22 protein-coding genes are annotated in these 23,106 nt (G+C 66.2%); 8 read left to right on the forward strand and 14 right to left on the reverse strand.

The genetic code is table 11. From position 1 onward, the window contains the following. Positions 1–102: 102 nt before the first annotated feature. Both DID99_RS24865 and DID99_RS24870 read right to left on the reverse strand, forming a co-directional pair. Positions 103–861 carry a Tat pathway signal protein gene (locus DID99_RS24865; protein ID WP_124646449.1) on the reverse strand — a complete coding sequence of 253 codons (759 nt, stop codon included), beginning with the start codon at positions 859–861 and terminating at the stop codon, positions 103–105. 32 nt (positions 862–893) lie between these two features. Further along, the gene (locus tag DID99_RS24870) at positions 894–1,715 is read right to left on the reverse strand and encodes a hypothetical protein (protein ID WP_124646425.1); all 822 of its coding nucleotides are present in this window, start codon (positions 1,713–1,715) and stop codon (positions 894–896) included. Positions 1,716–2,124: 409 nt separating this feature from the next. Between DID99_RS24870 and DID99_RS24875 the strand changes: the two genes are divergently transcribed. Together DID99_RS24875 and DID99_RS24880 are read left to right on the forward strand one after the other, a co-directional pair. Then, positions 2,125–2,457 carry a cupin domain-containing protein gene (locus DID99_RS24875; RefSeq protein WP_044843808.1) on the forward strand — a complete coding sequence of 111 codons (333 nt, stop codon included), beginning with the start codon at positions 2,125–2,127 and terminating at the stop codon, positions 2,455–2,457. Positions 2,458–2,585: 128 nt separating this feature from the next. Further along, on the forward strand, positions 2,586–3,311 hold the full coding sequence (locus DID99_RS24880; RefSeq protein WP_124521907.1) for a glutathione S-transferase: 726 nt from the start codon (positions 2,586–2,588) through the stop codon (positions 3,309–3,311). A 120-nt stretch (positions 3,312–3,431) separates the two neighbouring features. Here DID99_RS24880 and DID99_RS24885 read toward each other — a convergent pair whose 3' ends face one another. The 5 genes from DID99_RS24885 to DID99_RS24905 form a co-directional block, all read right to left on the reverse strand. Then, complete coding sequence (locus DID99_RS24885) at positions 3,432–4,964, reverse strand: amino acid permease (RefSeq protein ID WP_124646426.1); 1,533 nt, start codon at positions 4,962–4,964, stop codon at positions 3,432–3,434. A 137-nt stretch (positions 4,965–5,101) separates the two neighbouring features. Further along, positions 5,102–5,566: an Lrp/AsnC family transcriptional regulator gene (locus DID99_RS24890; protein ID WP_124486396.1), complete on the reverse strand. Its 465-nt coding sequence runs from the start codon at positions 5,564–5,566 to the stop codon at positions 5,102–5,104. Between the two features lie 102 nt (positions 5,567–5,668). Continuing rightward, positions 5,669–6,427, reverse strand: a complete 759-nt coding sequence (locus tag DID99_RS24895) for a dimethylarginine dimethylaminohydrolase family protein (RefSeq protein WP_124646428.1) — start codon at positions 6,425–6,427, stop codon at positions 5,669–5,671. A 229-nt stretch (positions 6,428–6,656) separates the two neighbouring features. Continuing rightward, positions 6,657–7,910, reverse strand: coding sequence for a DUF1479 domain-containing protein (locus DID99_RS24900; RefSeq protein ID WP_124667680.1), 1,254 nt, complete (start codon positions 7,908–7,910; stop codon positions 6,657–6,659). Positions 7,911–8,020: 110 nt separating this feature from the next. Beyond that, the gene (locus tag DID99_RS24905; RefSeq protein WP_124667681.1) at positions 8,021–8,410 is read right to left on the reverse strand and encodes a VOC family protein; all 390 of its coding nucleotides are present in this window, start codon (positions 8,408–8,410) and stop codon (positions 8,021–8,023) included. Positions 8,411–8,482: 72 nt separating this feature from the next. On the opposite strand from DID99_RS24905, the gene DID99_RS24910 reads away from it, so the two are divergent. After that, positions 8,483–9,472, forward strand: coding sequence for an AraC family transcriptional regulator (locus tag DID99_RS24910; RefSeq protein ID WP_124646431.1), 990 nt, complete (start codon positions 8,483–8,485; stop codon positions 9,470–9,472). A 90-nt stretch (positions 9,473–9,562) separates the two neighbouring features. Here DID99_RS24910 and gltA read toward each other — a convergent pair whose 3' ends face one another. The 7 genes from gltA to DID99_RS24945 form a co-directional block, all read right to left on the reverse strand. Beyond that, positions 9,563–10,864 (reverse strand): citrate synthase, encoded by a 1,302-nt coding sequence (gene gltA, locus DID99_RS24915; protein WP_014899964.1) that lies wholly within the window; start codon positions 10,862–10,864, stop codon positions 9,563–9,565. Positions 10,865–10,929: 65 nt separating this feature from the next. After that, on the reverse strand, positions 10,930–11,202 hold the full coding sequence (locus tag DID99_RS24920; RefSeq protein ID WP_044843801.1) for a succinate dehydrogenase assembly factor 2: 273 nt from the start codon (positions 11,200–11,202) through the stop codon (positions 10,930–10,932). Positions 11,203–11,210: 8 nt separating this feature from the next. Further along, the gene (locus DID99_RS24925) at positions 11,211–11,912 is read right to left on the reverse strand and encodes a succinate dehydrogenase iron-sulfur subunit (RefSeq protein ID WP_011658352.1); all 702 of its coding nucleotides are present in this window, start codon (positions 11,910–11,912) and stop codon (positions 11,211–11,213) included. A 21-nt stretch (positions 11,913–11,933) separates the two neighbouring features. Continuing rightward, positions 11,934–13,709: a succinate dehydrogenase flavoprotein subunit gene (gene sdhA / locus DID99_RS24930; protein ID WP_044843800.1), complete on the reverse strand. Its 1,776-nt coding sequence runs from the start codon at positions 13,707–13,709 to the stop codon at positions 11,934–11,936. A gap of 3 nt (positions 13,710–13,712) precedes the next feature. Further along, positions 13,713–14,081: a succinate dehydrogenase, hydrophobic membrane anchor protein gene (gene sdhD / locus DID99_RS24935; RefSeq protein WP_006399546.1), complete on the reverse strand. Its 369-nt coding sequence runs from the start codon at positions 14,079–14,081 to the stop codon at positions 13,713–13,715. A 4-nt stretch (positions 14,082–14,085) separates the two neighbouring features. Next, positions 14,086–14,502 (reverse strand): succinate dehydrogenase, cytochrome b556 subunit, encoded by a 417-nt coding sequence (gene sdhC, locus DID99_RS24940; protein WP_012365678.1) that lies wholly within the window; start codon positions 14,500–14,502, stop codon positions 14,086–14,088. A gap of 170 nt (positions 14,503–14,672) precedes the next feature. Then, the gene (locus tag DID99_RS24945) at positions 14,673–15,503 is read right to left on the reverse strand and encodes a GntR family transcriptional regulator (RefSeq protein WP_082088449.1); all 831 of its coding nucleotides are present in this window, start codon (positions 15,501–15,503) and stop codon (positions 14,673–14,675) included. A gap of 289 nt (positions 15,504–15,792) precedes the next feature. On the opposite strand from DID99_RS24945, the gene DID99_RS24950 reads away from it, so the two are divergent. The 5 genes from DID99_RS24950 to acnA all read left to right on the forward strand — a co-directional run bounded on the left by DID99_RS24950 (position 15,793) and on the right by acnA (position 22,945). Continuing rightward, positions 15,793–16,779: a malate dehydrogenase gene (locus DID99_RS24950; RefSeq protein WP_044843799.1), complete on the forward strand. Its 987-nt coding sequence runs from the start codon at positions 15,793–15,795 to the stop codon at positions 16,777–16,779. A 184-nt stretch (positions 16,780–16,963) separates the two neighbouring features. Continuing rightward, positions 16,964–17,968, forward strand: a complete 1,005-nt coding sequence (locus DID99_RS24955; protein ID WP_124486401.1) for a CoA ester lyase — start codon at positions 16,964–16,966, stop codon at positions 17,966–17,968. A 223-nt stretch (positions 17,969–18,191) separates the two neighbouring features. Next, positions 18,192–18,701: a hypothetical protein gene (locus DID99_RS24960; RefSeq protein ID WP_044845313.1), complete on the forward strand. Its 510-nt coding sequence runs from the start codon at positions 18,192–18,194 to the stop codon at positions 18,699–18,701. 22 nt (positions 18,702–18,723) lie between these two features. Next, the gene (locus DID99_RS24965; protein ID WP_124521921.1) at positions 18,724–20,175 is read left to right on the forward strand and encodes a bifunctional 2-methylcitrate dehydratase/aconitate hydratase; all 1,452 of its coding nucleotides are present in this window, start codon (positions 18,724–18,726) and stop codon (positions 20,173–20,175) included. A gap of 52 nt (positions 20,176–20,227) precedes the next feature. Then, positions 20,228–22,945, forward strand: a complete 2,718-nt coding sequence (gene acnA / locus DID99_RS24970) for an aconitate hydratase AcnA (RefSeq protein WP_124667682.1) — start codon at positions 20,228–20,230, stop codon at positions 22,943–22,945. Positions 22,946–23,106: the final 161 nt, after the last annotated feature.

The raw sequence follows: 23,106 nt of genomic DNA on the forward strand, positions 1-23,106 counted from the left end.
CGCGCCGCGGCGCGGGCGCGGCGCGAAAAAAACCCATTAAAAACAGTGGTTTGGCTGGTAGTGTCAATACCTGTATCGGCATTACCAGCCAAACGGGGAACGTCAGCCGTTCGGGTATTCGCGGTTGATCAGCGCGAGCCGCAGCATGCCGAGCTGCACGCCCGCGCTGCTCAGCAGGTAGAGATCGCGACGCCGCAATGCAGGCAATTGCGCGGCGCTGTCGTAGAACACCGGCAGCGTCAGCCCGGCCGGCACCGCGGCCTGCATTCCCGCAGCGCTCGACACGCGCACGGCGAGCGACGCCTGATCCCGATGCGTGACGATGCCGACCTTGCCGAGCGCCGCGGCCGAGCCGGCCTGTCGGACGATCGCGGCGACGACGCCGTCGGGGGTCGGGATCGGGCTGCCGGCGGCCGGTTCCCGCGTCGCGATCGACGTCACGCCGGCCGTCAGTCCGTACTTCGACGCGAGCACGCTCGCGACTTCCTGCTGCGCGTAAATCGGCGCCGCGGCCTTTTGCCGAAGCTGGAACACCGCATCGGCGATCGCCTCGTTCACCGGGCCCGGGACGGGCGCGGCACCGGACGCGCCCGCGCGGCTGCCGAAGCCGAACGCGGCGATCGTGTTGATGGCGGCCGCATCGACGCCCGGCGGCGTCCATGAGAACAACGTGTCGAGCAGGTAGCCGGTCTCGTCGGCCGCGGTCGTGCGATCGTTCAGTTCGTCGGTCAGCTTGCCGAGCATCTGGCGCTGGAGTTCCGCATCGGACACGGGAGCACCGCTCGCGCGCGCGGGCGCGACGGCGGCGCACGATGCAGCGAGCAGCGAAGAGGAAGCGAGGAAATGGCGGCGGGTCGTCATGGTCATGAGATTCGAGTGGAGAACGGCAGACGTCAGCCCTTCGGAAACGCCTGCATCGTCGCGGCGATCGCGCGGGTCAGCATCTGCGCATACATGTCGTGCACGAGGTAGAGGCTGCGGTTGCGCGTCCACGGCTGGCCCGATTGCGGGTCGTACACGGTCGGGAGCGGCACCTCGGCGACGGCGGCCGCCTTCATGCCGGCCTGCTGCGAGGTCTGGATGCAGCGCTTCGCATGGTCGCGATGGCCGACCACCGCGACGGTGCCCATCGCAGCCGCGCCGCCCGCACGCGTAACCGCCTCGGCCGCGACGCCGGCCGTGCTCAGGTACACGATCGTGCCGTCGCTCGCGATCACCGGCTCGACCGACGACAGCACGTCGGCGCCCATCCCGTATTTCGACACGAGAAAACGCGCGATTTCCCACTGCGCGTAGACCTTGACCAGCTTCAGCTGGCGGATGCGGTACACGGCGTCCGCGAGCGCTTCATTGACGGGCCCCGGATCGGGCAACGCGGACTGGTTGCCGCCCGTGCTCGACGTGTTGCCGCTCGCGGCGTTCGGGCGATTGCCGAAGCTGTACGCGACGATCGCGCCGATCTGCGCGGCCGGCACCATCGGCAGGTCCCAGGTGAAGCCGACATCGGTCAGCGCGGGCAGGATCGCGTCGACCGTCGCCGCATCGCCGAGCTGGGCGTCCAGCTTCGCGGACATCTGCGCGGCCAGCGCCGCATCGGTGAGCGGCGCCGATGCGACGTCGGCGCCACCGCATGCGCTCAACAGCGGCGCCGCTGCGATACCGGGTGCGGCGGCAAGGAATTTTCTGCGTGAAGCAGTCGATGCATTCGAATTCATAAGAAATACGAAACAATGCGAATCGCATGCGGCGGCATCGCGCGGCGGTGAAATTCGCGGGGTCACGGGAAATGGCAATCTGGCGAATCGCGGAGATCCGCGACGGGCGGCAGCATCGAAGCGTGAAACGCAGCACGACGCTCCGTCGATTGACGATGCGCGATCGTAGTGCGCGTTTATTAAATTGCGGTGAAGCTGTCGCACACATGCCGACGATCGCCGCGCCGTTTCGCCGGCGGACCGATTCGTTTCATCGGTGGTGAGATCGTGGCGCCGCCGTTTCATCGATGGCGCGCGACGCGATTCGCAGGCAGGGTCGCGCACCGCCGGCCGAGCTGCGGATTTCGCGCTACGATGGTGCAACCCGCATGCCCTCGTTCCCACGATCCGTAACCCGGAGCCCACGACGATGAAGCTCGGCATCAACGAATCGCTCGCCCGCCTCGACGATGAAGGCACGCTGTTCACCACGCTGTTTCGACACGGCACGCTCGACATCGAGCTGTACCGGCCGCGCGGCGAGGATCTGCAGACGCCGCACACGCGCGACGAGGTCTACGTGATCGCCGCCGGCACGTCGCGGTTCATCGTGGACGGACGCGAATGCGGCGTCGCGACAGGCGACGTGCTGTTCGTCCCCGCATTCGCGTCGCACCGCTTCGTCGGCTTCTCCGACGACTTCTCGACCTGGGTGTTCTTTTACGGCCCGGAAGGCGGCGAGCGCGACGAGCGCGGTGCATGACGCGCGGCAAGCACCGCACTTCCCGCACGATCTCCTAGACTGTCTATTCGCAACGGGCGGCGCGCGCCGCCCTTCCCGCCATCACGATGCTGGCATCGCCCGACGCATCGACCGGACAGGAGCACTGCATGCGATACGAACTCTATTACTGGCCCGAAATCCAGGGCCGCGGCGAGTACGTACGGCTCGCGCTCGAAGCGGCCGAGGCCGACTACGTCGATGTCGCGCGCGAATCGGGGCGCGGCATGGGCGTGTCGGCGATGATGCGGCTGATGGACAGCACGAAGGCCGAATGCGTGCCGTTCGCGCCGCCGTTCCTGAAGGCCGGCGACATGGTCGTCGGGCAGGCCGCGAACATCCTGCTGTTTCTCGGCGCGCGGCTGGGGCTCGCGCCCGACGACGAAGCCGGCCGGCTGTGGGTGCATCAGCTTCAGTTGACCGTCGCCGATTTCGTCACCGAGATCCACGACACGCATCACCCGATCGGCAGCGGCCTTTACTACGAGGACCAGAAGGCCGAAGCCGCCGAGCGTGCGGCCGATTTCCTCGAACATCGGCTGCCGAAATTCCTCGGCTACTTCGATCGCGTGCTCGCGCAGAATCCGCACAAAGGCGGGCACATCGCCGGCAGCGCGCTCAGTTACGTGGATCTGTCGATCTTCCAGCTGATCGAAGGCCTGCGCTACGCGTTCCCGAAGGCGATGAAGCGCGAGGAACGCAAGGTCGCGGGGCTCGTCGGGCTGCACGACCGCGTCGCGGCGCATCCGCCCGTCGCGCGCTATCTCGAGTCGGAGCGCCGCATCCCGTTCAACGACATGGGGATCTTCCGGCACTACCCGGAGCTGGACAAGTAGCGGCGCCACGCCTCCCGCGCGGGTGGATTTCATGAAGGCGCAGCGGCAGCACGCCTGCTTCACCGGAGCCGGCCGCGTTGCGCGAGCCGGCCCCGTCGCCGCGCATGCGCCGCGTCACGCTCAGTGCGGTTGACCGTGCCGCGCGACCGCCGCATCGACGGCCTCGACCGAGCGCGTGAGCCACGGCCCGATCTCCATCTCCTCGTAGCGCACGAGCCGGCTCTTGCGCACGCGGCGATACGCCCACCAGATCGCGACGAACAGCGGGATCCACACATAGATCGACAGCACTTCCATCCAGTCGACGCGGGCGGCGATGAACGCCTGGCAATCCTGCCCGAGCGAGATCACGATGCAGATCGCGATCGCGAACAGCGGCCCGAACGGGAACCACTTCGCGCGATACGGCAGCTGCTCGAGCCGGTAGCCTTGTTTCAGAAAGCCCTTGCGGAACCGGTAGTGGCAAACGGCGATGCCGAGCCACGCGATGAAGCCGGTGATGCCGACCGTATTGAGCAGCCACAGATAGATGCTCTGGTTGTTGGTCAGCGACGTGAGGAAGCACAGCCCGCCCACCGCCATCGTCGCGTACAGCGCGTTGCGCGGAACGTCGCCCGGCGACAGCGTCGCGAACATCGCGGGCGCACGGCCTTCCGCCGCGAGGTTGTACAGCATCCGCGTGGCCGCATACGTGCCCGAGTTGCCGGCCGACAGCACGGCCGTCAGGATCACGAGGTTCATCGCGCCCGCGGCGAGCGGAAAGCCCGCATGGCTGAACACGAGCGTGAACGGGCTGACGCCTATATCGGTCACGTCGCTCTTGAGCAGGTTCGGATCGGTGTACGGCACCAGCAGGCCGATCACGAAGATCGCGAGCACGTAGAACAGCATGATGCGCCAGAAGATCTGCTTCACCGCGCGCGGGATCGTCTTGCGCGGGTTTTCCGACTCGCCCGCCGTGATCCCGACCAGCTCGGTGCCGAGGAACGAGAAGCCCGCGATCAGCGCGACGCTCATCATCGCGTGCACGCCGCCGACGAACGGCGCGTCGCCGGTCCTGAAGTTGCGCCAGCCGACCGGCTGCCCGTTGCCGAGCAGGCCGGCCGCGATCAGCAAGCCCGCCGCGATGAACGCGATCACGGTGACGACCTTGATCAGCGAGAACCAGTATTCGGATTCCCCGAAACCGCGCACGGACAGCGTGTTCAGCAGGAAGATCAGCACCAGGAACCCGGCGCCCCACCACACGCCCGGCACCGCCGGAAACCAGTAGCGCATCACGATCTGCGCGGCGACCAGCTCGATCGCGATCGTCACGGCCCAGCTGTACCAGTAGGTCCAGCCGAGCGCGACGCCGAAGCCTTCGTCGACGTACTTCTCGCCGTAGATCGCGAACGAGCCCGACACCGGCATCAGCGCGGCCATCTCGCCGAGCCCGGTGACGACGAAGTAGACCATCAGCCCGATCGCGATATACGCGGCGATCGCCCCGCCCGGCCCCGCCTGCGCGACCGACGCGCCCGACGCGACGAACAACCCCGTGCCGATCGAGCCGCCGATCGCAATCATCGCGATGTGGCGGCTCTGCAGCCGGCGCTTGAGCGCCGTTCCGGACGGCGCGGCCGTCTGCGCTTCCGCTTGCAAAGCATCCATAGTGTTCACCCTGTTGGATTCGGGCCGCTCGAATTGATTCGGAATACCAATCGATCGGCGCGGTTATTCGCGTCAAAAAATGGTCCTGCCGCCGGGTCGCGCGTCCGATGCCGGCGGCCCGGACGCGCACGGCCGCGTCAGACGACGCTGCGCTTGATCGCCTGCAGCTCGGCCGTCGTCACGATCTTCTCGATCCGGAACCGCGGGCTTTCCAGCCACGCGTTCGCGATCCGCCGGTATTCGTCGAGATCCTCGCACGCGAGCCGCACGAGAAAATCGAACGTGCCGCTGACGAGCCAGCAATCGAGCACGGCCGGATTGGCCCGCATCTCGTCCTCGAACGGCGCCTGCGAACGCCCGTGGTCGGCCAGCACGATCTGCGCGATCACGACGATCGGCTTGGTCGCGCGAGGCGCGTTGATCACCGCGCGGTAGCCTTCGATCACGCCGAGCGCCTCGAGCCGCTCCACGCGTGCCTGGCACGGACGCGGCGTGAGGTTCACGAGCTCGGACAGCTTCCGGTAGGAAATCCGCCCGTCGGTACGCAGGATGTCGAGGATCCGGAGATCGATCTTGTCGAGCTGCATCTTCTTGTCGGTCATCCGCGTTCGCTCCGGTCGGGTCGTGGGCTGGTGCGCGGAGCATCTCCTCCGGTTCCGCGCGGGGGCCACATTATCCGGCCGAAGCGGCCGCGCGCCAATCGGCTAGAACCGCAGCGACAGGCAGGTCAGGCCGCCGTCCATCTTGCGGAACTCGCTCGTGTCGATCACGTGCAGCGGCATCCCGAGCGACTGAATCGCGTCGTGCACGCGCGGATAGCCGGCCGGCGTGATCAGCGTGCCGTTCACGCGCAGCGTGTTGCCGGCGTATTCGTCGGCGGCCGAGATCGCGATGCGGCGATAGTCGGCGAACGCCGGATGCGCGGCCAGCGCCTCGGTCACGAGCAGCGTGTCCTCCCCGAGCGCGTTGACGACCGATTTCAGATGCAGCCCCGCGCCGACCGGCACCGCGACGACCGAATAACCGTAGCGCGCCACCAGCGACTCGAATGCGGCGATGCCTTCGGCATCGGTGCGGCCCGTCAGGCCGATGTAGAAACGCTTGCCGACCTGCATCACGTCGCCGCCGTCGAGACGGCCTTCCTGCATCGGCAGCAGGTCGCGATGCGCGGCGAGCGCCGCTTCGATGTGCACCGTCTCGCCGCGCCGCGCGGGTGCGCCGGGACGCGTGATCACCGCGAATTCGGGCGTGACGACGGCGACGTCCTCGACGAAGTGCGAATCGGGAAACGCGTCCAGCGGCGGCAGCTCGGTCAGCTCGACGCCGAGCCCGCGCAGCGCGTCGCAGTACGCGTGGAACTGCGTGAGCGTCTTGTCGTAGTCGGGCGCGCCGAGCGCGGCGGTGGTGAGACCCGCGCCGCAGGACGGCGCGGGACGGCGAACGATCGCTTGCGTGAATTGCATCGACTCCTCCATGGTCACGCTGCCCCCGTGCGGCGCACGGGGCAGCTGCGTTGTGTCCGGACCATTATCGGAAGCCAAATTGCGCAATTCGCGTCGAATTCGGGCGCGCCCGCAGCCGATCGCGTCGAATTGCAGGCGGGATGCAGCGGATTCGGCAGACGGCCGCCGGGCGCGGCGCAAACGGCCGTTCCGCGCGGTGCGGATGCGGCCGATGCATGCGGCGCGTCCGTCATGCGCCGACGGGCGCGAACCCCATTTGCGCACGGCCCAGCGGCGTGAGATCGCCCTCGCCGCCCCGTCCGTCGAAGTCGACCTCGAAATGATCGGCCGGGAAATCCGGCGGGCTGTCGCCGCGCAGGAATGCGAGCCGCTGGCGCTGCAGGTACGCGTCGTTCTTCGCGCACCCGGGCGCGGCCGCGATGTACATCACGTTGCTGTCGCCGCTGCCGCGATGCGCATCCTCGACCGCATGCACGACGTCGCCGTGCCAGAACACCGCGTCGCCCGGCTCCATGTGCGGGATCGGCACCAGCGCGTCGAGCAGCAGCGCGTGCCATTCGGGCAGGATCGACAGCGCGCGGCCCGGACGCGCGCCGCACAGGTCGTCGTCGGCGACGTCGTCCTGCAGCGCGCGCAGCACGACATACGCCATCGCGTTCGCGACCGGAATCAGCTGCAGGGTGCCGTCGCCGGGCCCCTGTGGCGTCAGCGCGGTCCAGCCCTGGAACGTGCGGAACATCGAGCACACGGCCGGCGATGGAATCTCCTCGACGTCGGGGCGGAACGCCGCGTCGAACGGATCGTAATCGCGCCAGCGGCCGGCCAGCACGTGACGATAGACCTGCCGGAAATTCGCGCCGAGCCAGCGTTCGACAGAGCCGCCGTCGACATGCGGCGACAGCCCGAGCGACGTCGAACCCGGCGGCCGGCGGCGGATCCGGTCGGCGTAGGCCGGCACCTGGTCCGGGTCGAAATGCCTGCGCGCGCCGTCGGCATGACGCCACAGGCTGTTCAGGAACACGCGCGCCTGCGTGAGGGCCGGCGACTGCCGCGCGGCCACCTGCGGCTTCGACCAGTAGACGCCGTAGATCTGCGGCTTGCCCGATGCGAGATTGCCGAAGTAGCGGTCCTCGGCGCGTGCGTGCAGCCGCTCGGCGAAGCGGTTCGCATCCAGATAGGCGCCGATCTCGTCGTTCCAGTCGCGCGCCTGCTGCGCGTCGAACACGCCGCGGATCACCGCGGCGCCGTGCGTGCGGATCGCGGCGATCGCCTGCGGATCGACGGTGCCATTCGCGATATCCGCGAATCGCAATACCGGGATCACGTCGCGGCCGTGCGCGTGCGCGCGACGGATCGCGTCGACCTGCCGCGCGATATCGCCCTCCAGTTCGCGGAACGTGGCCGCGTAACCGGGCAGATCGGCGCGCAGCGCCCTTTTCGCCATGCGGATCGCAACCGGCAGATCGTCAATCGTCAGGTGCATCGTCGTCTCCTCGCTGAATCGTGTGGTGATGAGCATTCAGCGTACGGCGGACACATCGCCGCCATCGGCACTATCCGGCCAACTATCGATACAATCCTGACAACCGCCTGCTACTCCGGACGATGGCAGACCACGCACAGCTTGTTGCCGTCCGGGTCGCGGAAATACGCGCCGTAGTAGTCGGGGTGATAGCGCGGCCGCAGGCCCGGCGGCCCTTCGCAGGTGCCGCCCTGCTGCAGCGCGAGCGCGTGGCAGCGGTCGACCTGCGCGCGGGTCGGCGCGTCGAATGCGATCGTATGGCCGTTGCCGGGTTCGGGCGCGCGGCCGTCGAGCGGCCGGCCGAGGAAGAACAGCGGCCGGTCGGTATCGGCCGGCATCCAGCCCGACCAGCCGTCCGGCTCGCTGAACTTCAGCCGCAGCCCGAGTTCCGCGAACAGCGGCGCGTAGAAGTCGTACGCGCGCGCGGTATCGCTGACGCCCACGCAAACATGTGAAAACATGGCATCGCTCCGTCGTGACGATCGATCACGATCATGCCACGGCGCGCTGCCCGCCCTCGCCCGGAGGCCGCGATGAAACCGCAGTACGAGCACGTGACGTTCGCCCCCGGCTGTTCGATCCGCGTGTACCACCGCCAGCTCGCGCGCATTCCGTTCGAATGGCACCGTCATCCCGAGTACGAACTGACGCTGACGCTGAACAGCCGCGGCCAGCGCTTCATCGGCGATCACGTCGCGCACTATGCGGACGACGATCTGGTGCTCGTGCCGCCCAACCTGCCGCATACGTGGTCGTCGAATGCGCGCATCGATCGCGCGGCGCCGGAAGTCGCGCTCGTCGTCTGGTTCGACGGTGACTGGGCACGACGCGTGGCCGACTGCTGCCCCGAGTACGCGCCGCTGCGCTCGCTGCTGCGGCGCGCGGCGCCCGGCCTTGCATTCGACGCCGATACGGCCCGTGCGATGCGCGCGCGGCTGCCGCAGTTGCTCGACCCTTCGCCGCGCATTCGCCTCGCGGCCGCACTCGACACGCTCGCCGATCTCGCGGACGCCGGCGGCGAACCGCTCGCCACCGCGCAGGCCTACGATCAACCCGATGCAGCGTCGCCGTCCGCGAACGCCGCCGCGCCCGAAGCCGAGAGGCTCGATCGCGTGCTCGACGCGATCGACCGGCAGTTCCACGAGCCGCTGCGCGTCGATGCGCTCGCGGCCGTCGCGCACATGTCCGAACGCACGCTGCAGCGGTTGTTCGTACGGCACCTCGGCGAAAGCGTCGGCCGCTACGTGCAGCGGCTGCGGCTCGCGCATGCGTGCCGCCATCTGGTCGGCACCGACTGGCCGATCGCGACGGTCGCCGCGCGCTGCGGCATTCCGAACGCCGCGAACTTCAACCGCCAGTTCCTCGCCGCGCGCGGGATGACGCCCGGCGCATACCGGCAGTTCTTCGCGCAACACGGCCACGCGCCCGACAGCGACCCCGGCACCGACTCGCCGCCGCTCGACACACGCCCGCCGTCGCTGGAACGCCGCGCCGGCTCGGGCCAGCGTCGGCCGCGCAAATGAAAACACCCCGGCGGGATGTCCCACCGGGGTGTCGGGGCGTTGCAGTTGCCGGACGCGAGCGGCCTTGCGGCCGTTCGCGCCGCGCACGACTTAACGTGCGTTGATCGGCTTCGCTTCGCGCGGCGTGTCGCCGATGAACAGCTGACGCGGACGGCCGATCTTCTGTTCCGGATCCGCGATCATTTCGTTCCACTGTGCGATCCAGCCAACCGTACGTGCCATCGCGAAGATACACGTGAACATCGACGTCGGGATGCCCAGCGCGCGCTGGACGATACCCGAGTAGAAGTCGACGTTCGGGTACAGCTTGCGCGACACGAAGTATTCGTCTTCCAGCGCGATCTTCTCGAGCTGCATCGCGAGCTTGAACAGCGGGTCGTCGTGCAGGCCGAGTTCGTTCAGCACTTCGTAGCACGTTTCGCGCATCAGCTTCGCACGCGGGTCGTAGTTCTTGTACACGCGGTGACCGAAGCCCATCAGCTTCACGCCCGAATTCTTGTCCTTCACCTGCTTGATGAATTCGGGGATGTTGTCCGGCGAACCGATCTGCTCGAGCATGTTCAGCGCGGCTTCGTTCGCACCACCGTGCGCCGGGCCCCACAGGCACGCGATACCGGCCGCGATACACGCGAACGGGTTCGCGCCCGACGAGCCGGCCAGGCGGACCGTCGACGTCGATGCGTTCTGCTCGTGGTCGGCGTGCAGGATCAGGATGCGGTCGAGTGCGCGGACGAGCACGTCGTTGACCTTGTACTCTTCGCACGGGTTCGAGAACATCATGTGCATGAAGTTCGCGCTGTACGACAGCGAGTTCTTCGGATACACGAACGGCTGGCCGATGCTGTACTTGTACGCCATCGCGACGAGCGTCGGCAGCTTCGCGATCATGCGGATCGCCGACACTTCGCGGTGACGCGGGTCGTTGATGTCGAGCGAGTCGTGGTAGAACGCGGACAGCGCGCCGACCGCGGCGACCAGGATCGCCATCGGGTGCGCGTCGCGGCGGAAGCCACGGAAGAAGAAGTGCATCTGCTCGTGCACCATCGTGTGCTTCGTGACGGTGTCGACGAATTCCTTCTTTTGCGCCGCGTTCGGCAGCTCGCCCTTCAGCAGCAGGTAGCAGGACTCGAGGAAGTCGGCGTTCTGCGCGAGGTTGTCGATCGGGTAGCCGCGGTACAGCAGTTCGCCCTTGTCGCCGTCGATGTACGTGATCGCCGAATTACAAGCTGCCGTCGACATGAAGCCCGGGTCGTACGTGAACTTGCCGGTCTGGCCGTACAGCTTGCGGATGTCGATCACGTCCGGGCCCATCGTGCCCTTGTAGATCGGCAGTTCGACGCTCGGCGAGTTGTCGCTGAACGATAGCGTGGCTTTAACATCAGACGGAGTCATGGCACATCCTCAATCGAAAATAGAAACGGGATTCGATAACGGGCACAGCGCGTTACACCTTGGCGTTACACGTTGCGCAGCATCTCCAACAGCCGGTGAATATCCTGGCTGTCTAGGTCGCCCTCTGGTTCCTTGCGCGCGAGGAGCAAGTCCATCAGGTCGTTGTCGCTCAGATCGAGCAGGCGCGACAACGCGCCTACGTCTGCATCGGTGAGGTCATGCTCGTATCTGCTGAAGAAACGCTCGAATACGATGTCGTTTTCCAGCAGACCCCGCCGCGCGCGCCAGCGGAGGCGCGCGCGACGGTGCGGGTCGGATTGATGCGAATCGTCGCTCATCACAAACTTTAAACCGCGCGGCGAACCATCAGTTCCTTGATCTTGCCGATCGCCTTCGTCGGGTTCAGGCCCTTCGGGCAAACGTCGACGCAGTTCATGATCGTGTGGCAACGGAACAGACGGTACGGGTCTTCCAGGTTGTCGAGACGCTCGCCGGTGGCGGTGTCGCGGCTATCCGCGATGAAGCGGTAAGCCTGCAGCAGGCCGGCCGGGCCGACGAACTTGTCCGGGTTCCACCAGAAGCTCGGGCACGACGTCGAGCAGCTCGCGCACAGAATGCACTCGTACACGCCGTCGAGCTCGTCGCGTTCTTCCGGCGACTGGAGGCGTTCCTTCTCCGGCGGCGGCGCGTCGTTGATCAGGTACGGCTTGATCGAGTGATACTGGTTGAAGAAGTGCGTCATGTCGACGATCAGGTCGCGCACGACGGGCAGGCCCGGCAGCGGGCGCAGCACGATCTTCTGCGGCAGGTCGTTCAGGTTCGTCAGGCACGCGAGACCGTTCTTGCCGTTGATGTTCATCGCGTCCGAACCGCACACGCCTTCGCGGCACGAACGGCGGAACGACAGCGTCTCGTCGACGGCCTTCAGCTTGACCAGTGCGTCGAGCAGCATGCGCTCATGCTGGATCTCGAGCTCGTACGTCTGCATGCGCGGTGCCGCGTCCTTGTCCGGATCGTAGCGGTAGACTTCAAAAATGCGTTTTGCCATTTCGGATTCCTTTGACTCGGCTTAGAACGTGCGCGGCTTCGGCGGCACGGAGTCGACCGTCAGCGGCTTCATTTGAACCGGCTTGTAGTCGAGGCGATCGCCTTCGCTGTACCACAGCGTGTGGCGCAGCCAGTTGTCGTCGTCGCGGTGTTCGTAATCGCTGTGCGCGTGCGCGCCGCGGCTTTCCTTGCGCGCTTCCGCCGACACCATCGTCGCGCGGGCGACTTCGATCAGGTTCTCCAGCTCGAGCGCTTCGACGCGCGCGGTGTTGAACACCTTCGACTTGTCCTTCAGGTGGATGTTTTCCACGCGGGCCTTCAGGCCGGCCATCTGGTCGACGCCTTCCTTCAGCAGCGCCGACGTGCGGAACACGCCTGCGTGCTTCTGCATCGTCGCACGGATGTCGTTCGCGACGTCCTGCGTGTACTCGCCCGAGCTCGACTTGTCGAGCTTGTTCAGACGCGCCAGCGAGAACTCGCCTGCATCGGCCGGCAGCGGCTTGTGTTCCTTCTGGTTCTTCACGTGCTCGACGATGTGGTTGCCGGCCGCACGGCCGAACACCACGAGGTCCAGCAGCGAGTTCGTGCCGAGGCGGTTCGCGCCGTGCACAGACACGCACGAGCACTCGCCCACTGCGTAGAAGCCGTTGACCGGATCCTTGTGGCCGCGCGACGTGCCGACGACCTGACCGTGGATGTTGGTCGGGATGCCGCCCATCTGGTAGTGGATCGTCGGGACGACCGGGATCGGTTCCTTGATCGCGTCGACGTTCGCGAACTTCAGCGCGATTTCGCGGATCGACGGCAGACGCTTCATGATCGTCTCGGCGCCGATGTGCGACAGGTCGAGCAGCACGTGATCCTTGTTCGGACCCACGCCGCGGCCTTCCTTGATTTCCTGGTCCATCGAACGCGACACGAAGTCACGCGGCGCCAGGTCCTTCAGCGTCGGTGCGTAGCGCTCCATGAAGCGCTCGCCGTTCGCGTTGCGCAGGATACCGCCTTCGCCGCGCACGCCTTCGGTGATCAGCACGCCCGCGCCGGCCACGCCGGTCGGGTGGAACTGCCAGAACTCCATGTCCTGCAGCGCGATGCCCGAGCGGGCAGCCATGCCGAGGCCGTCGCCGGTGTTGATGAACGCGTTGGTCGATGCCGCGAAGATCCGGCCTGCGCCGCCCGTCGCGAACAGCGTCGTCTTGCCTTCCATGATGTAGACGTCGCCCGTCTCCATCTCGAGGGCCGTCACGCCGAGCACGTCGCCGTCCGCGTCGCGGATCAGGTCGAGCGCCATCCATTCGACGAAGAACTGCGTCTTCGCCTCGACGTTCTGCTGGTACAGCGTGTGCAGCAGCGCGTGACCGGTACGGTCGGCGGCCGCGCATGCGCGCTGGACCGGCTTCTCGCCGTAGTTCGCGGTGTGGCCGCCGAACGGACGCTGGTAGATCGTGCCGTCCGCGTTACGGTCGAACGGCATGCCGAAGTGTTCCAGTTCGTACACGACGTTCGGTGCTTCGCGGCACATGAACTCGATCGCGTCCTGGTCGCCGAGCCAGTCGGAACCCTTGATCGTGTCGTAGAAGTGGAAGTGCCAGTTGTCTTCGCTCATGTTGCCGAGCGACGCGCCGATGCCGCCCTGTGCGGCCACCGTGTGCGAACGGGTCGGGAACACCTTCGACAGCACGCCGACCGACAGGCCCGCGCGCGACAGTTGCAGCGCTGCGCGCAAGCCCGAGCCGCCCGCGCCGACGATCACCACGTCGAACTTGCGGCGCGGCAGGGAAGTTTTGATTGCAGCCATTCTTTACACTCTCCAGAGAATCTGCGCGGCGTAGCCCGCACATGCGAGCAGCCAGACGATGGTCAGCGATTGCAGCAGCAGGCGCACACCGACGGGCTTCACGTAGTCCATCCAGATGTCGCGCACGCCGACCCATGCGTGGTAGAAGAGGGAAAGCAGCGTCACGAAGGTCGCGAGCTTCATCCATTGCGCGGAGAAGATCGATGCCCAGCCTTCGTACGAGAAGTCATGCGCGCCGAAGAACAGGACGAGCAGAATGACCGTGTAGACCGCCATGATCGTGGCGGTGACGCGCTGCGCGAGCCAGTCGCGCAGGCCGTAGTGAGCGCCGACGACGAGGCGCTTCGAGCCGATTCGGTTATTGGCTGCCATTTTCTTAGAATGCTCCGAACAGTTTGAGTGCCATGGCGATCGTCAGCGCGATCGAGACGACAAAGACGACGACGGCCGTCCGCTTGCCGCCTTCCTTCGAGACGGCGTCGTGGTTGACGTCCATCAGCAGGTGGCGAATGCCGGCGCAGAAATGGTGGAGGAACGCCCAGGACAGCGCGAGGACGATCAGCTTGACGACGATGTTGGAGAGGAAAGCCTTGAAGACTTCGAAGCTGAGCTCGGAGGTGAGGCTCTGGTCGAAGAGGAACAGCAGGAACGGCAGGAACAGGAACAGCAGCGCGCCGCTGACTCGGTGGAGAATCGACAATATCGCCGCCAGCGGCATGCGATATTTCAAGGTGATGTCGCCGATTCCGATGTTCCGGTATTCCGGCCTCGGCTTTCTTACTGCGTCAGTCATGCTAGACCCCTACTATGTTGTCACACTAATCCGCGATTTTAGCGCCTTTTTATATCGCGCTGCAGCGAAAGTCTGCTCTGGATCATTACGCGAACGGGAATAAAGGCGGCCCGAAACGTGCTACGCGAAAACGGGAAACCCGCGTGCACGCTGCTTGTGCCGATCCGTCGTCAGCTCAAGTCATTCTGATAGTAATACCCGGTTGTGACATACCAGCCGCGCCGCACTTCCACCGGCCGGTCTCCGTATGTATAGGAAACGCGCTCGACCGACAGCAACGGAAAACCCGCCGGCACGTGCAGCAGGTCGGCCACCGCCGGCTCCGCCGCCACCGCGCGGATCTTCTCCGTCGCGCGGATCATCCGCGTGCCGAATTCCGTCTCGAACATCGCGTAGAGCGGGCCCTTGTACTCGCTCAGCCGCTCGAACGTCAGCCCGCGGAACATCGCGCCCGGCAGCCAGATCTCGTCGAGCACCGTCACTTCGTTCTCGAATTCCAGCAGGCGACGCACCTGCACGACCGGATCGGCCGGCTTCAGGTCGAGCTGCCGCGCGATCTCGGCCGGCGCGCGCAGGCGCCGGCATTCGAGCAGGCGGCTCACGTGCGGATGCTCGGCGCCGTCGTCGGCCAGCAGCCGCAGGAAGCGGAACTGCGCGCGATCCTCATTGTGCGTCGCAACAAAAGTACCCTTGCCTTGCCGCCGGACCACGAGGTTTTCCGCGGCCAGCTCGTCGATCGCCTTGCGAACGGTGCCCTGGCTGACCTTGTAACGGGCAGCCAGCTCCACTTCGCTCGGGATGATCTCGCCCGGCTTCCATTCACCGGATTCGAGACTTTGCGTGATCAATGACTTGATCTGCTGGTATAACGGACTGAAGGTCGGCGACGGCGAAGCGGCCGGCGCAGGCGCCGGCACGGAATCGCCCGCGCCCGGCTGCCCTGGGCCGCCTGCGCCGGTCGGATTCGCGTTGTTCGCCTGGTTCGATGTCATGGCGCGCATTTCATCACAAACCGCGCTTTTCCGTCCACTCAAATTCCGCAAAACATCTGTCTTATATAAGACATATGATACCGTTTGACTTTGGGTCCATCGGCTCCTACACTCCGGGGCGAGCAAGGGTTCGCGGGTGCAAAATGCGTCCCCCGGCTACGTGCCACGGCCGTCTCCAGGTTCACCGCGTCTGCCTTTCGCGAATCCTCCGCCCTGCTTCAATGCAACGCTACGCGTAACGCGCATAGAATGGCGTTTTGCCTAGCGTCCACCGCTTCACCCGTCCTGGAGATTTTCAATGGCTAAGCCCGCAAAGCGCGTTGCCGTCACCGGCGCCGCAGGTCAAATCGCTTACTCCCTGCTGTTCCGCATCGCGAACGGCGACCTGCTCGGCAAGGACCAGCCGGTCATCCTGCAACTGCTCGACCTCCCGCAAGCCCAAGCCGCCGTCAAAGGCGTCGTGATGGAACTCGACGATTGCGCGTTCCCGCTGCTCGCGGGCGTCGTGATCACCGACGATCCGAAGGTTGCATTCAAGGATGCAGACGTCGCGCTGCTGGTCGGTGCACGTCCGCGCTCGAAGGGCATGGAGCGCAAGGACCTGCTGTCGGCGAACGCCGAGATCTTCACGGTCCAGGGCGCTGCGCTGAACGAAGTCGCGAGCCGCGACGTGAAGGTGCTGGTCGTCGGCAACCCGGCGAACACCAACGCGTACATCGCGATGAAGTCGGCACCGGATCTGCCGAAGAAGAACTTCACGGCGATGCTGCGCCTCGACCACAACCGCGCGCTGTCGCAGCTCGCCGCCAAGTCGGGCAAGCCGGTCGCGTCGATCGAGAAGCTCGCCGTGTGGGGCAACCACTCGCCGACGATGTACCCCGACTTCCGCTTCGCGACCGTCGAAGGCGAGTCGCTGCTGAAGCTGATCAACGACGACGTGTGGAACCGCGACACGTTCATCCCGACCGTCGGCAAGCGCGGCGCGGCGATCATCGAAGCGCGCGGCCTGTCGTCGGCGGCGTCGGCAGCCAACGCGGCGATCGACCACGTGCGTGACTGGGTCCTCGGCACGAACGGCAAGTGGGTCACGATGGGCATCCCGTCGGACGGCTCGTACGGCATCCCCGAAGACATCATCTACGGTGTGCCGGTCACGTGCGAAAACGGTGAGTACAAGCGTGTCGAAGGCCTCGAAATCGACGCGTTCTCGCGCGAGAAGATGGACGGCACGCTGGCCGAGCTGCTCGAAGAGCGCGACGGCGTCGCCCACCTGCTGAAGAACTAAGCAGGCTGCATGGCCGGGCCGCCTGCGGGCGGCCCGGCCACGGCACGGGCGGCGGGGCTGCAACCGGCCCCGCCGCCCGATCCGATCCGGGCACGTTTTGCCGCTCCAGGCGCCCCGCGCGCCGGCCCAGAACGTGCCCGAATCCGATTTTCTCCACGTTGCCCGCTTCCTTGACGTAGAAGAGATGTCCGCGCTCACTCCTGCACAAGTGCTGTACGACGGGGCGTCCCCGCCCGCGATCCTGCCCTGCTGCGATCACTACGCGGGCAGCGAGAAGCTGATGCGCAAGTCGCTCGCGCTCCAGGCCGAACTCGGCCCCGTGTTCGACATCACGCTCGACTGCGAGGACGGCGCGGCCGTCGGCCAGGAAGCCGCGCACGCGCAGCTCGTCGCCGAACTCCTCGGCGGCGCCGAGAACCGCTTCGGGCGGGTCGGCGTCCGCATCCACGACTTTTCCCATCCCCACTGGCGCGACGACGTGCGCATCGTGCTGCGCGCCGCGCGCGCGCCGGCCTACGTCACGCTGCCGAAGATCGCGAGCGCCGCCGACGCGGCCGAGATGGTCGCGTTCATCGAAGGCACGCGCCGCGAGCTCGGCCTCGCGCAGCCGATTCCGGTGGATGTGCTGGTCGAGACGCACGGCGCGCTCGCCCAGGCGGCCGCCCTCGCCGCGCTGCCGCTGGTCGGCACGCTGAGCTTCGGGCTGATGGACTTCGTGTCCGCGCATCACGGCGCGATTCCCGATGCGGCGATGCGCTCGCCCGGCCAGTTCGACCACCCGCTCGTGCGCCGCGCGAAGCTGGAAATCGCCGCCGCCTGCCATGCGCACGGCAAGACGCCGTCGCACAACGTGACGACGGAAGTGCGCGACATGGCCGTCGTCGCCGGCGACGCACGCCGCGCGCGCGACGAGTTCGCGTTCACGCGGATGTGGAGCATCCATCCCGCGCAGATCCGCCCGATCGTCGACGCGTTCGCGCCGCGCACCGATGAAGTCGCGCTGGCCGCCGACATCCTGCTGGCAGCGCAGGCCGCCGACTGGGGCCCGACGCGCCACGGCGATACACTGCACGATCGCGCGAGCTACCGCTATTACTGGTCGGTGCTGCGCCGCGCACGGGCGACCGGCCAGCCGGTGCCGGCCGAGGCCGCGCCGCTGTTCGGCCCGGCCGCCGGAGACGCGCGGTGAGCGCGCGCCGACACACGAATTTCATCGAATCACCGGGGCGCGAACCCGAGACGGGTTGGCGAAACGACAAAAAACGTAACGGAGCCCGAAAACCTGATATGAGCGCGGCCAAATAGGTGAAAATAGCGGCCGCTGCGCGCTTCCGGGGCGCGTGCAGTTTCAAACCGGCCGGCGGTGTCAGCTGCCGGCCCTTGTCAACTGATTATCGAAAGGTTCTGACTCCATGAAGAAACTCCTGATCGCTACCGCCATCGGCGCCTTGTCCGCCACGATGCTGGTGTCGGCTCCGAGCGCGTTCGCCCAGGATACGGCGACGACTGCGAAGAAGACGGCCAAGCGCCCGGCGCCGGCCAAGCGCATCGTTCCGCGCAGCAAGAAGGCACAGGCGCGTGCCGCGGCCAAGGTCGATCCGGTACCGGACGGCGCGGCCAAGTGGTCGTGCAAGGACGGCCTGTCGTTCGACCTCGCCGGCGACATGAAGCGTGACCAGGTCGTCACGGTTCACTGGGCGAAGAAGAACTACAAGCTGCCGCGTCAGGCCACGACGACGGGCGCCGACACGTTCTATGATCCGGCCGCGGGCTTCAAGCTGGTCGTGATCCCGAGCAAGGCGATGCTGTTCAGCGACGCGAACGGCGGCGAGCGTCTCGCCGACGAATGCGTGACGCCGGAAATGGCGCAAGGCACGCCGGCGCCGACGCAATCGAACGAGCTGAAGCCGGCAACGAACTAAGCGCGCTCTCCCGAGCTCCTCGATGTCCGCCTCGGTCTCCAACGTCCGCCCCGCTCCGGATACGGTACTCGTCGATATCGTCGACTACGTGCTGAACACCGGCATCGACAGCGCGCTCGCGCTGGAGACGGCGCGTCATTGCCTGATCGACACGCTCGGATGCGGACTCGAGGCGCTGTCCTACCCGGCCTGCACCAAGCTGCTCGGCCCCGTCGTGCCGGGCACGATCGTGCCGAACGGCGCGAAGGTGCCCGGCACGTCCTTCCAGCTCGATCCCGTCCAGGCCGCTTTCGACCTCGGCGCGATGATCCGCTGGCTGGACTTCAACGACACCTGGCTCGCCGCCGAATGGGGTCATCCGTCCGACAACCTCGGCGGGATCCTGGCGACGGCCGACTGGCTGTCCCGCACGGCCGTCGCGGCCGGCAGGAAGCCGCTCGCCATGCGCGACGTGCTCGTCGCGATGATCCAGGCCCACGAGATCCAGGGCTGCCTCGCACTCGAGAATTCATTCAACGCAGTCGGGCTCGACCACGTGCTGCTCGTGAAAGTGGCGTCGACGGCCGTCGTCGGCCGCCTGCTCGGGCTCACGCGCGACGAGCTGATCAACGCCGTGTCCAACGCATTCGTCGACGGCCACGCGCTGCGCACCTACCGCCACGCGCCGAACACCGGTTCGCGCAAGTCGTGGGCGGCCGGCGACGCGACGTCCCGCGCGGTGCGCCTCGCGCTGATCGCGAAAACGGGTGAAATGGGCTACCCGTCGGCGCTCACCGCGAAAACCTGGGGCTTCTACGACGTGCTGTTCGACGGCAAGCCGTTCCGCTTCCAGCGCCCGTACGGCACGTACGTGATGGAAAACGTGCTGTTCAAGATCGCGTTCCCCGCCGAATTCCATGCGCAGACGGCCGCCGAGGCCGCGCTGCAGCTGCACGCGCAGCTCGCCGCGGCGGGCCGCACGACCGACGAAATCAGCCGGATCACGATCCGCACGCACGCGGCCGCGATCCGCATCATCGACAAGCAGGGCCCGCTCGCCAATCCGGCCGATCGCGACCACTGCATCCAGTACATGGTCGCCGTGCCGCTGCTGTTCGGCCGGCTGACCGCGGCCGATTACGAAGACGCGGTCGCCGCCGATCCGCGCATCGACGCGCTGCGCGCGAAAACCGTGTGCGTCGAGGATCCGCAGTTCACGAAGGATTACCATGACCCGGCCAAGCGGTCGATCGCGAATGCGCTGACGATCGAATTCGCGGACGGGTCGACGCTTGCCGAAGTAGCGGTCGAATACCCGATCGGCCATCAGCGACGCCGTGCGGACGGCATCCCGCTCCTGGTCGAGAAGTTCCGGACCAACCTCGCCCGCCGTTTCCCGGCAAAGCAGCAACAAGCGATTCTCGACGTGTCGCTGGACCAGGCAAAGCTCGAAGCGATGCCGGTCGATGAGTACGTCGACTTGTATGTGATATAGCCGTCATCTACAGGACTCTTTGTTTCCTAGCCTTAAACCCAGGAAAATCACCATGGCCCACAATCTCCACAAGACCCTCAAGGAATTCGACAGCGGTTCCGGCAAAGGCAAGTTCTACTCGCTGCCGCAGCTCGGCAAGGAACTGAAGACGAAGATCGAGCGCCTCCCGGTGTCGATCCGTATCGTGCTCGAGTCCGTGCTGCGCAACTACGACGGCAAGAAGATCACCGAAGAACACATCGAGCAGCTCGCGAACTGGCAGCCGACCGCGAAGCGCGTCGACGAGATTCCGTTCGTGGTGTCGCGCGTCGTGCTGCAGGACTTCACGGGCGTGCCGCTGCTCGCCGACATCGCGGCCATGCGCGGCGTCGCGGAGCGTTCGGGCAAGAATCCGAAGAAGATCGAGCCGCTGGTCCCGGTCGATCTCGTCGTCGACCACTCGGTGCAGATCGACTACTTCCGCCAGAAGGACGCGCTCGACCTGAACATGAAGCTGGAATTCCAGCGCAACAACGAGCGCTACCAGTTCATGAAGTGGGGCATGCAGGCGTTCGACACGTTCAAGGTCGTGCCGCCGGGCGTCGGCATCGTCCACCAGGTGAACCTCGAATATCTCGCGCGCGGCGTCCACAAGAAGACGGACGGCGACGACACCGTGTACTACCCGGATACCCTCGTCGGCACGGACAGCCACACGACGATGATCAACGGCATCGGCGTGGTCGGCTGGGGCGTGGGCGGCATCGAGGCCGAAGCCGGCATGCTCGGCCAGCCGGTGTACTTCCTGACGCCGGACGTCGTCGGCGTCGAGCTGAAGGGCAAGCTGCGCGAAGGCGTGACGGCCACCGACCTGGTGCTGACGATCACCGAAATGCTGCGCAAGGAAAAGGTCGTCGGCAAGTTCGTCGAATTCTTCGGCGAAGGCACGAAGTCGCTGTCGCTGCCGGACCGCGCAACGATCGGCAACATGGCGCCGGAATACGGCGCGACGATGGGCTTCTTCCCGGTCGACGAAAAGACCATCGAATACTTCGAAGGCACGGGCCGCACGAAGGCGGAAATCGCCGCGTTCGAAAACTACTTCAAGGCGCAGAAGCTGTTCGGCATCCCGAAGGCCGGCGACATCGACTACACGAAGACGGTCACGCTGGATCTCGCCACGGTCGCCCCGTCGCTGGCCGGCCCGAAGCGCCCGCAGGACCGCATCGAGATCGGCAACGTCAAGTCGACGTTCACCGAGCTGTTCTCGAAGCCGGTCGCGGAAAACGGCTTCGCGAAGAAGGCGGACGACCTGAACGCGCAGTACACGACGAGCAACGGCGTCGACGTGAAGAACGGCGACGTGCTGATCGCCGCGATCACGTCGTGCACGAACACGTCGAACCCGAGCGTGCTGCTGGCTGCCGGCCTGCTGGCGAAGAAGGCCGTCGAAGCCGGCCTGACCGTCGCCCCGCACATCAAGACGTCGCTCGCGCCGGGATCGCGCATCGTCACCGAATACCTGACGAAGACGGGCCTGCTGCCCTACCTCGCGAAGCTCGGCTTCGAAGTCGCCGCCTACGGCTGCACGACCTGTATCGGCAACGCGGGCGACCTGACGCCGGAACTGAACGAAGCGATCACGAAGAACGACATCGTCGCGGCAGCCGTGCTGTCGGGCAACCGTAACTTCGAGGCGCGCATCCACCCGAACATCCGCGCGAACTTCCTCGCGTCGCCGCCGCTGGTCGTCGCCTACGCGATCGCCGGCAACATCACGCGCGACCTGATGACCGAGCCGGTCGGCAAGGGCAAGGACGGCTACGACATCTACCTCGGCGACATCTGGCCGACGAGCGAGGAAATCCACGCGCTGCTCAAGTTCGCGCTCGACCCGAAGAAGTTCGAGGACAACTACTCGAAGCTGACCAAGAAGGGCGACCTCTGGAGCAAGATCGAGGGCGAGACGGGCCAGGTCTACGACTGGCCGAAGTCGACCTACATCGCGGAGCCGCCGTTCTTCGGCAACGACTTCTCGATGGAGCCGGCCGATTCGATCCCGACGGTCAAGGGCGCGCGCGCGCTGGGCATCTTCGGTGACTCGGTCACGACCGACCACATCAGCCCGGCAGGCTCGATCAAGGAAGACTCGCCGGCAGGCAAGTGGCTGAAGGAGAACGGCGTGCAGAAGGCCGACTTCAACAGCTACGGTTCGCGCCGCGGCAACCACGACGTGATGATGCGCGGCACGTTCGCGAACGTCCGGATCAAGAACCTGATGATCCCGGCGAAGGCAGACGGCACGCGCGTCGAAGGCGGCCTGACGATTCACCAGCCGAGCGGCGAACAGCTGTCGATCTACGATGCGGCGATGAAGTACGTCGACGCCGACACGCCGACCGTCGTGTTCGCGGGCGAAGAGTACGGCACGGGCTCGTCGCGCGACTGGGCCGCGAAGGGCACGCAGCTGCTCGGCGTGAAGGCCGTGATCGCACGCAGCTTCGAGCGAATCCACCGCTCGAACCTGGTCGGCATGGGCGTGCTGCCGCTGCAGTTCAAGGGCGCGGACAGCATCCAGTCGCTCGGCATCACCGGCGAAGAGACCTACGACATCGAAGGCCTCGGCGACGACTTCAAGCCGCAGCAGGACGTCACGCTCGTGATTCACCGCAAGAACGGCGAAACGACCCGCGTGCCGGTGCTGCTGCGCATCGATACGCCGATCGAAGTCGATTACTACAAGCACGGCGGTATCCTGCCGTTCGTGCTGCGCTCGCTGCTCGCAGCGTAAGCGCGCGGCTTTTGCAGGTGCCGCAACCGCCTCGCGGCGGTTGCGGCCGATTTGGAAGCCCGACCTCGTGTCGGGCTTTTTTTTGGTTCATCGAGGATTACCGGGGAACGCGGCGCGGATCTTGAGGAAGAAGTATTCGTCGTCGCGGTACCCGTAAGCCC

Source organism: Burkholderia sp. Bp8986, assembly GCF_003854225.1.
Classification (GTDB): Bacteria; Pseudomonadota; Gammaproteobacteria; order Burkholderiales; family Burkholderiaceae; genus Burkholderia.

Bases quoted from the DNA above. Each gene is read 5' to 3' on its own strand.
- DID99_RS24920 (WP_044843801.1), bottom strand. From the start codon at position 11,202: ATGAGCGACGATTCGCATCAATCCGACCCGCACCGTCGCGCGCGCCTC.
- DID99_RS24880 (WP_124521907.1), top strand. From the start codon at position 2,586: ATGCGATACGAACTCTATTACTGGCCCGAAATCCAGGGCCGCGGCGAG.
- DID99_RS24890 (WP_124486396.1), bottom strand. From the start codon at position 5,566: ATGACCGACAAGAAGATGCAGCTCGACAAGATCGATCTCCGGATCCTC.
- DID99_RS24950 (WP_044843799.1), top strand. From the start codon at position 15,793: ATGGCTAAGCCCGCAAAGCGCGTTGCCGTCACCGGCGCCGCAGGTCAA.
- acnA (WP_124667682.1), top strand. From the start codon at position 20,228: ATGGCCCACAATCTCCACAAGACCCTCAAGGAATTCGACAGCGGTTCC.
- sdhD (WP_006399546.1), bottom strand. From the start codon at position 14,081: ATGGCAGCCAATAACCGAATCGGCTCGAAGCGCCTCGTCGTCGGCGCT.
- gltA (WP_014899964.1), bottom strand. From the start codon at position 10,864: ATGACTCCGTCTGATGTTAAAGCCACGCTATCGTTCAGCGACAACTCG.
- DID99_RS24945 (WP_082088449.1), bottom strand. From the start codon at position 15,503: ATGCGCGCCATGACATCGAACCAGGCGAACAACGCGAATCCGACCGGC.
- DID99_RS24955 (WP_124486401.1), top strand. From the start codon at position 16,964: ATGTCCGCGCTCACTCCTGCACAAGTGCTGTACGACGGGGCGTCCCCG.
- DID99_RS24960 (WP_044845313.1), top strand. From the start codon at position 18,192: ATGAAGAAACTCCTGATCGCTACCGCCATCGGCGCCTTGTCCGCCACG.
- DID99_RS24910 (WP_124646431.1), top strand. From the start codon at position 8,483: ATGAAACCGCAGTACGAGCACGTGACGTTCGCCCCCGGCTGTTCGATC.
- DID99_RS24925 (WP_011658352.1), bottom strand. From the start codon at position 11,912: ATGGCAAAACGCATTTTTGAAGTCTACCGCTACGATCCGGACAAGGAC.
- DID99_RS24965 (WP_124521921.1), top strand. From the start codon at position 18,724: ATGTCCGCCTCGGTCTCCAACGTCCGCCCCGCTCCGGATACGGTACTC.
- DID99_RS24875 (WP_044843808.1), top strand. From the start codon at position 2,125: ATGAAGCTCGGCATCAACGAATCGCTCGCCCGCCTCGACGATGAAGGC.
- DID99_RS24885 (WP_124646426.1), bottom strand. From the start codon at position 4,964: ATGGATGCTTTGCAAGCGGAAGCGCAGACGGCCGCGCCGTCCGGAACG.
- DID99_RS24865 (WP_124646449.1), bottom strand. From the start codon at position 861: ATGACGACCCGCCGCCATTTCCTCGCTTCCTCTTCGCTGCTCGCTGCA.
- DID99_RS24905 (WP_124667681.1), bottom strand. From the start codon at position 8,410: ATGTTTTCACATGTTTGCGTGGGCGTCAGCGATACCGCGCGCGCGTAC.
- DID99_RS24870 (WP_124646425.1), bottom strand. From the start codon at position 1,715: ATGAATTCGAATGCATCGACTGCTTCACGCAGAAAATTCCTTGCCGCC.
- DID99_RS24900 (WP_124667680.1), bottom strand. From the start codon at position 7,910: ATGCACCTGACGATTGACGATCTGCCGGTTGCGATCCGCATGGCGAAA.
- sdhA (WP_044843800.1), bottom strand. From the start codon at position 13,709: ATGGCTGCAATCAAAACTTCCCTGCCGCGCCGCAAGTTCGACGTGGTG.
- sdhC (WP_012365678.1), bottom strand. From the start codon at position 14,502: ATGACTGACGCAGTAAGAAAGCCGAGGCCGGAATACCGGAACATCGGA.
- DID99_RS24895 (WP_124646428.1), bottom strand. From the start codon at position 6,427: ATGCAATTCACGCAAGCGATCGTTCGCCGTCCCGCGCCGTCCTGCGGC.